The organism is Streptomyces malachitofuscus, assembly GCF_055571035.1.
Genome location: NZ_JBVIGA010000061.1, coordinates 1 through 10,678, shown reverse-complemented (window position 1 = coordinate 10,678; position 10,678 = coordinate 1). Strand labels below are relative to the sequence as shown.

The 10,678-nt window shown below is 72.7% G+C and carries 6 protein-coding genes and 1 pseudogene; 5 read left to right on the top strand and 2 right to left on the bottom strand.

All coding sequences use genetic code 11. The features are described 5' to 3' along the window. Together ACZ44S_RS38960 and ACZ44S_RS38955 are read right to left on the bottom strand one after the other, a co-directional pair. A partial coding sequence (locus ACZ44S_RS38960) for an SDR family NAD(P)-dependent oxidoreductase (RefSeq protein WP_466938212.1) occupies positions 1-5,606 on the bottom strand: 5,606 nt, incomplete at its 3' end. A gap of 271 nt (positions 5,607-5,877) precedes the next feature. Continuing rightward, entirely contained in the window at positions 5,878-6,738 is an 861-nt protein-coding gene (locus ACZ44S_RS38955) for a 1,4-dihydroxy-6-naphthoate synthase (protein ID WP_466938209.1), read from the bottom strand. A 405-nt stretch (positions 6,739-7,143) separates the two neighbouring features. Between ACZ44S_RS38955 and mqnE the strand changes: the two genes are divergently transcribed. The 5 genes and pseudogenes from mqnE to ACZ44S_RS38930 all read left to right on the top strand — a co-directional run. After that, entirely contained in the window at positions 7,144-8,307 is a 1,164-nt protein-coding gene (gene mqnE, locus ACZ44S_RS38950; RefSeq protein ID WP_466938207.1) for an aminofutalosine synthase MqnE, read from the top strand. A 95-nt stretch (positions 8,308-8,402) separates the two neighbouring features. Continuing rightward, positions 8,403-8,702: a ferredoxin gene (locus ACZ44S_RS38945; RefSeq protein WP_466938205.1), complete on the top strand. Its 300-nt coding sequence runs from the start codon at positions 8,403-8,405 to the stop codon at positions 8,700-8,702. A 105-nt stretch (positions 8,703-8,807) separates the two neighbouring features. Then, complete coding sequence (locus ACZ44S_RS38940; RefSeq protein WP_466938203.1) at positions 8,808-9,569, top strand: thioesterase II family protein; 762 nt, start codon at positions 8,808-8,810, stop codon at positions 9,567-9,569. Positions 9,570-9,615: 46 nt separating this feature from the next. Beyond that, positions 9,616-10,515, top strand: coding sequence for a menaquinone biosynthetic enzyme MqnA/MqnD family protein (locus ACZ44S_RS38935; protein WP_466938201.1), 900 nt, complete (start codon positions 9,616-9,618; stop codon positions 10,513-10,515). 34 nt (positions 10,516-10,549) lie between these two features. Beyond that, a pseudogene (locus tag ACZ44S_RS38930) lies at positions 10,550-10,678 on the top strand (dehypoxanthine futalosine cyclase); the annotation flags it as partial.

Genomic DNA, 10,678 nt, shown 5'->3' with positions numbered 1-10,678 from the left:
GCCTCCCACGACGCCTCCAGCAACAACCGCTGCTGCGGATCCATCGCCAACGCCTCACGCGGCGACACACCGAAGAACTCCGCATCGAAATCACCGACACCGGACAGGAAACCGCCGCGTCGGGTGTAGGCGGACTGATCGATGCCGTCCGTGACCACGTCGTTGAGGGCGTCGAGGTTGTCCCAGCCGCGGTCTGCGGGGAAGTCGCCGATGGCGTCCTCGCCCTGGAGGAGCAGTTCCCAGAACTGTTCGGGGGTTTCGACGCCGCCCGGGAATCGGCACCCCATGCCGATGATGGCCAGGGGGTCGTCCGCGAGTGGGACGTCGTCACCGGTGCGTGCCGTGGAGCCGTCGGGCGTGGCGGCAGGTGCCACTTCGGCGAGGAGCAGGTCCGTGACGGCCGCTGGGGTGGGGTGGTCGAAGACCAGCGTGGCCGGCAGCGGCGTGCCGGTGGCCCGGGACAGGGCGTTGCGCAGTTCGAGGCCGGTCAGGGAATCGAGGCCCAACTGGGCGAAGGGCATGCCGAGTGGGATCTGTGCGCCCGAGGTGTGTCCGAGTACGTCGGCGAGGGCGGAGCGTACGAGGTCGTTGACCGCGTCCCGGCGCCGCGGTTCCGGGAGGTGCATCAGGTCGAGCGGTGACTCGGCGGACGTCGAGCGCGCGGCGGCCTCCCGCAGCGCCGGGCGGCGGGTCAGGGTGCGCAGCAGCGGGGGGAGCCGGTCGGCGGCCCGGCGCAGTGCCGTGCGGTCGACGCGGAGCGGCAGGGGCGCGCCTCCGGTGTGTGCCAGGGCGCGGTCGAAGAGGTGTAGGGCATCCTGGGTCGGGAGGGCGCCGATGCCGGTGCGGGCGGCACGGTCGTGGGTGGCGTCGGCGAGTCCCCGGGTCATCGCGCTGTCGGCCTCCCACAGGCCCCAGGCGATGGAGACGGCCGGGTGGCCCGCGGCATGCAGGTGGGCGGCGTAGGCGTCGAGGAACGCGTTGGCGGCCGCGTAGTTGCCCTGCCCCGGTCCCGACAGGGTGGCCGCGGCCGAGGAGAACAGGACGAACGCCGAGAGGCCGAGGTCACGGGTCAGTTCATGGAGGTTGATCGCCGCATCGGCCTTGGGGCGCAGGACGGTGGCGAGGCGGTCGGGGGTGAGGGAGGTGATGACGCCGTCGTCCAGCGTTCCCGACGCGTGCACGACGGCCCCGAGCGGATGCTGGGGCGGCAGGCCGTGGATCACCTCGGCGAGGGCGTCGCGGTCGGCGGCGTCGCAGCCGACGACGGTGGTCCGGGCGCCGAGAGCGGCGAGCTCGTCCGTCAGCTCGGCGGCCCCGGGGGTCTGCGGGCCGCGCCGGGAGACGAGGAGCAGGTGGCGGACACCGTGCCGGGTGACGAGGTGGCGGGCCACGGCGGAGCCGACGGTGCCGGTGCCTCCGGTGACGAGGACGGTGCGGTCGGTCGGGAAGGCGACGTCCGACGTCTCGTCGAGGTCGTCCGGGGCGAGCGTGAGCCGGGGTGCCAGCAACCGTGCGTCGCGGAGCAGGAGTTCGTCGTGGGGGTGGTGTACGGCCGACACGAGGTGCTCGTCGGTGGGGGTGGTGTCGGCGTCGAGGAGAAGGATCCGTCCGGGGTTCTCCGAGGCGGCCGACTTCAGCAGCCCTCGGACCGCCGCCGCGGGCAGGTCCGTCACGGTCTCCCCGGTGGTGGCGGCGACGGCTCCTCGCGTGAGCACCAGCAGCCGCGAGCGGGCCGTGCGCGGGTCGGTGAGCCAGTGCTGGAGCAGGGTGAGGGCGGTGGCGGTGGCCGCGTGCACGCCGGTCGCCGGGGCTGTGCCGGACTCCGTCCCGACGGTGGACCAGGGGACGACGACCACGTCGGCGAATGAGGCGTCCGACGGGCCCGAGAGGGCGGCCAGGAGGTCGTCCGGGGTGTGGTGGGCCAGGGTCGGGGCCGGTTCCGGCGCGGAAGCGGTGCCGAGGGGACTCCACGTCACGGTGTAGAGGTCGCTGCCGCGCCTGTGTGCGGTGCCGGGGAGCCGGTCGGTGTCGATGGGCCGGACGGTGACGTGCTGGGCGGTGAGGACGGGAGCGCCGGTGGTGTCGAGGACACTGAGCGTGGCCTCCGTCGCCGACCGTCGGCCGACGTGCAGCCGTACGCTCGTGGCGGCGCTGGCGTGGAGGGTCAGGCCGGTCCAGGTCACGAGGTGCGGAGCGGGTCGTCCGAGCACGACCAGCGCGCTGTCGATCAGCGCCGGGTGAACGGCGAAACGGGCGGCCTCCCCGGCCTTCGTCTCCGGGAGGGTCGCCTCGGCGAACACCTCGTCGCCCAGGCGCCAGACGGCGGTCAGGGCCTGCGGTGCTTCACCTGCCGGACCCGCGGCGGGACCGAGCGCGTCGTACAGCTCGTCCGGGTCGACGGGCGTCGCGCCCTGCGGGGGCCAAATATCGCCAGGCACGGGCACGCCGTCGGTGTCGGCCACGGCGGCGAGGGTGCCGTGGGCGTGCCGGGTCCACGCCCGGGTCTCGTCGGCGTCCGGGTCGTGGGGCCGGGCGTAGAGGGAGAAGGTCCAGCGCTGTTCGCCCGTGGCGGCCTCGGTGACGGTCTGTATCTCCGTCTCACCGGTGCCGGGCAGGGGCAGGGGCTCGTCGATGTGCAGTTCGGTGAGGTGGTGGGCGCCGAGGGTGCGTCCCGTGTGCAGTGCCAGGTCGGTGAGGACGGAGGCGGGCACGACGGAGCCACCGCTGGTGGCGAGTTCGCCGAGCCAGGGCTGGGCGCGTACGGAGAGGCGTCCCGTCGCCACGACGCCGGCGGAGCTCGCCAGACCGATGCCGGCGGAGAGGAGCGGGTGTTCCCCACGGTGCCCCGGACGGCTCGCGACGGGGTCCAGCCAGTAGCGCTGCCGCTGGAAGGGGTACGTCGGCAGGGGAACCGCGTCGGAGGCATCGGGCAGCAGAGCGCTCCAGTCGACGGTCCGGCCGGAGGCGTGCAGTGCGGCGAGCGCGGCGACGGCCGCCCGGGGTTCGTTCCGGTCCTTGCGCAGCACGGGAACGAGTTCCGCGTTCTCGGCACGGTCACCGAGCACCGTCCGGGCGAGGGCGGTGAGCGTGCCGTCGGGGCCGATCTCCAGGAAACGGGTCACGCCCGCGGCCGCCAGAGCGTCCACACCGTCGGCGAAACGCACCGCTTCACGAACGTGCCGCACCCAATAGTCGGCGGACGCCAACTCGCCTCCGGTGGCGAGCTGCCCCGTCACATTCGACACGACCGGGACGGCCGGGGGTGCGTAGGCGATGCCTTCGGCCACCTCGCGGAACGCCTCGAGCATCGGCTCCATCAGCGGGGAGTGGAAAGCATGCGACACCCGCAGACGAGACGTACGCCGCCCTTGGGACTTCAGCTGGTCGGCCACTTGCTCGACGGCCGCCTCGGCTCCGGCGATCACGACGGCTTGCGGGCCGTTGACCGCAGCTACCGACACCTCGCCCGTTCGGCCCTCCAGGAGCGGCAGCACCTCCGCCTCGGCCGCCTCGACGGCCACCATGACGCCACCCGCGGGGAGTTGCTGCATCAGCCGGCCACGCGCCACGACCAGCGCACAGGCGTCCTCCAGCGACATCACCCCGGCCACATGCGTGGCGGCGATCTCACCGATGGAGTGTCCGATGAGGACGTCCGGGCGCACGCCGAAGGACTCCACCAGCCGGAACAGCGCGACTTCCAGCGCGAACAGCGCCGGCTGCGTCCACTCGGTGCGGTGCAGCCGCTCGGCGTCGTCACCGAAGACGACCTCCCGCAACTCCTCCCCCACGTGCCCGCACACCGCGTCGAACGCCTCCGCGAACACCGGGAAAGCCTCATACAGCTCGCGCCCCATCCCCGGCCGCTGCGCACCCTGACCCGAGAACAGGAACGCCGTCCTGCCGCCCCGTCGGGCGGACCTGACCACCACGTCGGGTGATGTTCCGCCCGTGGACAGGGACTCGAGGCCGGCGGTGAGGGTGGAGCGGTCGGTGCCCAGGACGACGGCGCGCTGCTCGAAGAGGGAGCGTCGGGTGGCCAGCGTGTGGGCGACGGCACGGTCGTCCGTGTCGGGGTGGGCGTCGAGGTGGGCGAGCAGGGCGGTGGCCTGGGCGCCGAGGGCATCGGTGGTGCGTGCGGAGAGGGTCCAGCAGATCACCGGCGGCAGCGGCTTCGCGGGGCTCTCGTCGTGCTCCGGGAGTTCCGCGGACTCCGGCTCGCTCGTCGGGGGTTCTTCCAGGATGACGTGGGCGTTGGTGCCGGAGACGCCGAACGCGGAGACTCCGGCGCGCCGGGGGCGTTCGGTGTGCGGCCAGGCGACGGGCTCGGTGAGGAGGCGTACGTTGCCCTCGGTCCAGTCGACCTTGGTGGTGGGGGCGTCGACGTGCAGGGTCCGGGGCAGGCGGGAGTGGCGCAGGGCCATGACCATTTTGATGACGCCGCCGACGCCGGCGGCGGCCTGCGTGTGGCCGATGTTCGATTTCAGGGAGCCGAGCCACAGCGGGTGGTCGTCGGGGCGGTCCCGGCCGTAGGTGGCGAGGAGGGCCTGCGCCTCGATGGGGTCGCCGAGGGTGGTGCCGGTACCGTGGGCCTCGACGGCGTCGACGTCCCGTGGTGAGAGGCCCGCGGAGGTCAGGGCCTGACGGATGACACGCTGCTGCGAGGGGCCGTTGGGGGCGGTCAGGCCGCTGCTGGCGCCGTCCTGGTTGACGGCCGAACCGCGGACGACGGCGAGGACCGGGTGGCCGTTGCGGCGGGCGTCGGAGAGGCGTTCGAGCAGCAGGACGCCGGCGCCCTCGCCCCAGCCGGTGCCGTCGGTGGCGTCGGCGAAGGACTTGCAGCGGCCGTCGGCTGAGAGTCCGCGCTGGCGGCTGAACTCCAGGAAGGTGACCGGTGTCGACATGAAGGCGACGCCGCCCGCGAGGGCGAGGTCGCACTCGCCCTGGCGCAGGGACTGCACGGCGAGGTGCAGGGCCACGAGGGAGGAGGAGCAGGCGGTGTCGACGGTGAGGGCGGGGCCTTCGAAGCCGAAGGTGTAGGAGATGCGGCCGGAGGCGATGCTCGCGGCGCTGCCGTTGCCCAGATGGCCCTCGACGCCGGGCGGCGGCTCGGGGAAGCGGGTGGCATAGTCGTTGTACATGACTCCGGCGAACACGCCGGTGGCGCTGCCGCGTAGGTCGGCGGGGCGGAGTCCGGCGCGTTCCAGGGACTCCCAGACGACTTCGAGCAGGAGGCGCTGCTGGGGGTCGGTGGCCAGGGCCTCGCGGGGCGACATGCCGAAGAAGGCGGGGTCGAAGTCGGCGGCGTCGTGGAGGAATCCCCCCTCGCGGGTGTAGCAGGTGCCGGGGCTCGCGGGGTCGGGGTCGTAGAGGGCGTCGAGGTCCCAGCCACGGTTGTCCGGGAAGGGGGAGATGCCGTCGGTGCCGGTGTCGACGAGGTGCCACAGGTCCTCCGGGGTGCGGACCCCGCCCGGGTAGCGGCAGCTCATGGAGACGACGGCGATCGGTTCCGTGGCCCTGCCTTCGACCTGGCGCAGCCGGGCCCGGGTGCGCTGGAGGTCGTTGGAGACGCGGGTCAGGAAGTCGCGCAGCCTGTCCTCGCTCATGGTCGGTCTCCCTTCGGCAGCGGGCACACTGGCTCGCCGGTGGGCACGGGGGTGTCGGGGGCCGCCGGGGCCGGTGAGGGGCGGGCGTGCCACCCGATGCCCTCGTGGGGACAGGCCGCGGCGCTCCCGGTGCCGGGGCCTGTCCCTCGGCCCCATTGTGGGAAGGGTCGTGCGGGTGTTCGGCGTCTCGGCCGGGTGCTCTAAGTGAACTTCTAGCGTTGTCCGGGGCCGGGTCGACCGTCCGTGAGGCGGTTGTTCCGTGGGCGGGCGTTCACAGGGCGCGGGTCGTGTCGAGGGCGCCGTCGGGAAGGCGGGGCAGCAGGCCGAGGAGGGCGGAGCGGTCGAGCAGGGCGTGCACGGCGTGCAGGCCCGTTGCGCCGAGGTCGGCGGTGAACTCGTTGACGTAGAGGTCGATGTGCTGGTCGACGACGTCGGGTTCCATCTCCTGGGCGTGCCGCAGGACGTAGGCGCGGGAGGCGTCGGGGTCCTGGCGGGCGGCGTGCAGGGAGGCGCGGGTGGCGTCGGCGAGGGAGCGCAGCACGGGCTCGCCGAGGGAGCGGCGGGCGACGATGGCGCCGAGCGGTATGGGCAGGCCGGTGCGCTTCTCCCATTCCTCGCCCATGTCGGCGGCGCAGTGCAGGCCGTAGCGGCCGTAGGTGAAGCGGGCCTCGTGGATGACGAGTCCGGCGTCCACGAGGCCGTCGCGGACGGCGGGCATGATCTCGTGGAAGGGCAGGACGACGATCTCGCCGACACCGCCGGGCACGGCGTCGGCCGCCCACAGCCGGAACAGCAGGTAGGCCGTGGAGGTGGTGCTCGGGACGGCGACGCGGGCGCCGGCGAGGCGGGCGGGCTCCGTGGGTTCGGCGGCCAGGAGGAGAGGTCCGCACCCGTGTCCAAGGGCGCCGCCGCAGGGCAGCAGCGCGTAGTCGTCGAGGATGTGCGGCAGCACGCCGTAGGAGACCTTGAGGATGTCGAGTTCCCCGCGCCGGGCCTGGCCGTTGGTGACGCCGATGTCGGCGAAGGTGAGGCGTACCGCGGGGGCGTCGGGGAGCAGGCCCTCGGTCCAGGCGTGGAAGACGAAGGTGTCGTTGGGGCAGGGCGAGTGCGTGAGGGTCAGTGGCGCCGGCATGGGCTCGCTTTCGTCGGGTCCGCCGGGTGGGCGGCCGGTCGGGTCCGCGGTGCGGTGGGCGTCCTCAGCAAAGCCGTTGCGGGTATGGGGTTTTCCCCAGACTGCCCTCCACCAGGATGGGGGAGCCCCACCTGACGCGGCGTCGGTGCCCACCGGCCGGACCGGGGGCCCGCGGCGGTCGGAATCGTTGGCCGGCCCCGCGGGCCCGTGACGGCCCGCCGGTGCGACGGAGTGTCCGTGTGGTGCGGTCCCGGCCTCGCGTCCGCCCGTCTCCGGGCGCGACGGCCGGGACCGTGGTCAGCCGGGCGCCGGGACGTCACCCGGACTCGCCGGCGTGGCATCCCGCGCCCCGTGCGCAGACCCACTACGCGTGCCGCCAGGCACTGAACGAGGAGGTTCCCGGCCATGGACGCTGGGCTCAAGCGCGAGCTGGAGGAGAAGGTCCTCTCCGGTGAGCGGCTGTCCCGCGAGGACGGCATCGCCCTGTACGAGTCGGACGACCTGGCGTGGCTGGGCGGTCTGGCACACGAGGTGCGCACCCGCAAGAACGGCGACGTGGTGCACTTCAACGTCAACCGGCATCTGAACATGACCAACGTGTGCACGGCGTCCTGCGCCTACTGCTCGTTCCAGCGCAAGCCGGGCGAGCAGGACGCGTACACGATGCGCATCGAGGAGGCCGTCCGCCTGGCGAAGGCGATGGAGAACGAGCACCTCTCGGAGCTGCACATCGTCAACGGCCTGCACCCCAATCTGCCGTGGCGTTACTACCCGCGCTCGCTGCGGGAGTTGAAGAAGGCGCTGCCGAACGTCGGGCTGAAGGCGTTCACGGCCACCGAGATCCACCACTTCGAGACGATCTCCGGGCTGACCGCCTCCGAGATCCTCGACGAACTCATCGACGCGGGACTCGAGTCGCTCACCGGTGGTGGTGCGGAGATCTTCGACTGGGAGGTGCGGCAGCACATCGTCGACCACCGCACCCACTGGGAGGACTGGTCGCGCATCCACCGCCTGGCGCACGAGAAGGGGCTCAAGACCCCGAGCACCATGCTGTACGGGCACATCGAGGAGCGGCGCCACCGCGTCGACCACGTCCTGCGACTGCGTGAACTGCAGGACGAGACCGGCGGGTTCCAGGTCTTCATCCCGCTGCGCTACCAGCACGACTTCGTGGACATGAAGGACGGCAAGGTACGCAACCGGCTCCAGGCCCGCACCACCATGGCCACCGGCGCGGAGGCGCTGAGGACGTTCGCCGTGTCGCGGCTGCTCTTCGACAACGTGCCGCACGTCAAGGTCTTCTGGGTCATGCACGGTGTGCAGACGGCGCAGCTCGCCCTGCAGCACGGGGCGGACGACATGGACGGGTCGGTCGTCGAGTACAAGATCACGCACGACGCGGACAACTACGGCACCCCGAACAAGCTCACCCGCGAGGACCTCCTCGACCTCATCCGGGACGCCGGTTTCCGCCCGGTGGAGCGCAACACCCGCTACGAGATCATCCGCGAGTACGACGGTCCGGACCCGCTGCGCCGCGAGTCGCCCCAGCCGATGCGGGTGTGACCCGGGCCGGCCCGTTACGGCCGGGCCCTCGTGAACCGGCGTGCACGGCTCACCACCGTGCACGCGCCACAAACGACACTGCCAGGCAGGTGTTTATGTCCCCGCAGACGACGAACGACGAGGACCTGGAAGTCTGGATCGACCAGGACCTGTGCACCGGTGACGGTATCTGCGCCCAGTACGCGCCCGAGGTGTTCGAGCTGGACATCGACGGGCTCGCCTACGTCAAGGGCGACGAGGACGAGCTGCTCCAGGCGCCGGGCTCGACGACCCGCATCCCGCTGGACCTGCTCACCGACGTGGTCGACTCGGCCAAGGAGTGCCCCGGCGAGTGCATCCATGTGCGCCGGGTCGCCGACCAGGTCGAGGTGTACGGCCCCCAGGCCGACGACTGATCCGGCCCCCGCTCCCGGCCACCGGGCGTCCCGCCATGCCGCCCGGCGGCGCGGGGGCGGCCGGGCCCCGGACACATCGACACTTCGGAAGGACACGCACAGCCCATGACGTCCCCCACCATCGACAACCTGTGGGTCCGCAGGTTCCAACCGTCCCCCGACGCCGCCGAACGGCTGGTGTGCTTCCCGCACGCCGGTGGCTCGGCCAGCTTCTACCTGCCGGTCGCCAACGCGCTCAGCCCGGGCGTCGACGTCGCCGCGATCCAGTACCCCGGGCGTCAGGACCGGCGGCACGAGCCGGGTCCCGCCTCGGTGGCGGAGCTTGCCGACCGGGTCGCCGAGGCCCTGGCCGGGTGGGACGACCGTCCGCTGACCTTCTTCGGTCACAGCATGGGCTCGCTGGTGGCGTTCGAGGTGGCGCGCCGCATGGAGCGCGCCGGGTCGGGGCCGGTCCGGCTGTTCGCCTCCGGGCGGCGCGCACCGTCCCGCACCAGGGACGAGCGCGTGCACACCCTCGACGACAACGGTGTGATCGCCGAACTGAGGGCCCTGGCCGGCACGGACGCCCAGGTCCTGCAGGACGAGGAGCTGCTGCGCATGGTGCTGCCGGCGATCCGCAGCGACTACCGGGCGGTGGAGACCTACCGCTGTGAGCCGGGGGCGGTGGTGCGCTGTCCGGTGACCGTCCTGACCGGTGACGCCGACCCCCGGACGTCGCTGGAGGAGGCGCGGGCCTGGAGCGAGCACACCCTGTCCGAAGCGGACGTGCGGGTCTTCCCCGGCGGTCACTTCTTCCTCTCGGAGCGGCCCGCCGAGGTGCTGGCCGTACTCGGCGAGCACTTCGCCGCCCCGGCCCGCCAGGGCTGACCGGCCCTCGTCCCACCCCCTAGACCCGTTCCGGGAGTTGTGCACGATGACCGAGCAACCCGTCCCCGAGTCCGCGCAGTCGGCGCAGGTGCTCCGGCACCGTCCCCGGGTGGGTCACATCCAGTTCCTCAACTGCCTGCCCCTGTTCTGGGGGCTGGCCCGTACCGGCACCCTCCTGGACATGGACCTGCGCGCCGACACGCCGGACGGTCTCAACGAGGCGCTGGCGGCGGGCGATCTGGACATCGGGCCGATCAGCCTGGTGGAGTTCCTGCGCCACGCCGACGACCTGGTCGCCCTGCCGGACATCGCCGTCGGCAGCGACGGCGACGTGATGTCCTGTCTCCTCATCAGCCAGGTGCCGCTGGAGGACCTGGACGGGGAGCGGGTCGCGCTGGGGTCGACCAGCCGCACGTCGGTGCGCCTGGCGCAGCTGCTGCTGGCCGAACGCGTCGGCGTGCGCCCCGAGTACTACGTGTGCCCGCCCGATCTGCGCACCATGATGTCCGAGGCGAAGGCGGCGGTGGTCATCGGAGACGCCGCCCTGCGGGCCGCGCTGTACGAGGCGCCCCGGATGGGCCTTCAGGTGCACGACCTGGGCCGGATGTGGAAGGACTGGACGGGTCTGCCGTTCGTGTTCGCCGTGTTCGCCGCGCGCCGTGACTTCCTGGCCCGCGAGCCGGAGCTGGTGCACCGGGTGCACGCGGATCTGCTCGCCTCCCGTGACCTCTCGCTGGCGGAGGTGGCCAAGGTCTGCGAACAGGCCTCGCAGTGGGAGGAGTTCGACGCCTCGACGCTGGAGCGCTACTACACCACGGCCCTCGATTTCACCCTCGGCGCGGCACAGCTCGCCGGGATCACCGAGTTCGCACGCCGAGTGGGCGGTGGCGCCGAGGGGTTTCCGCCCGACGTCGCCGTCCGGCTGCTCGAACCCTCCGCCCCCTGAACCGAACCCACGCCACCGGAAAGGCCCGGCCACCATGTCCCGACCCGCGCACCATCCGCTTCAGCCCGTCCTCGACCGTGCCGCCGCCGGTGGGCGGATCACCCCCGAAGAGGCCCTCGACCTCTACCGTGACGCCCCGCTGCACGCGCTGGGCGCGGCCGCC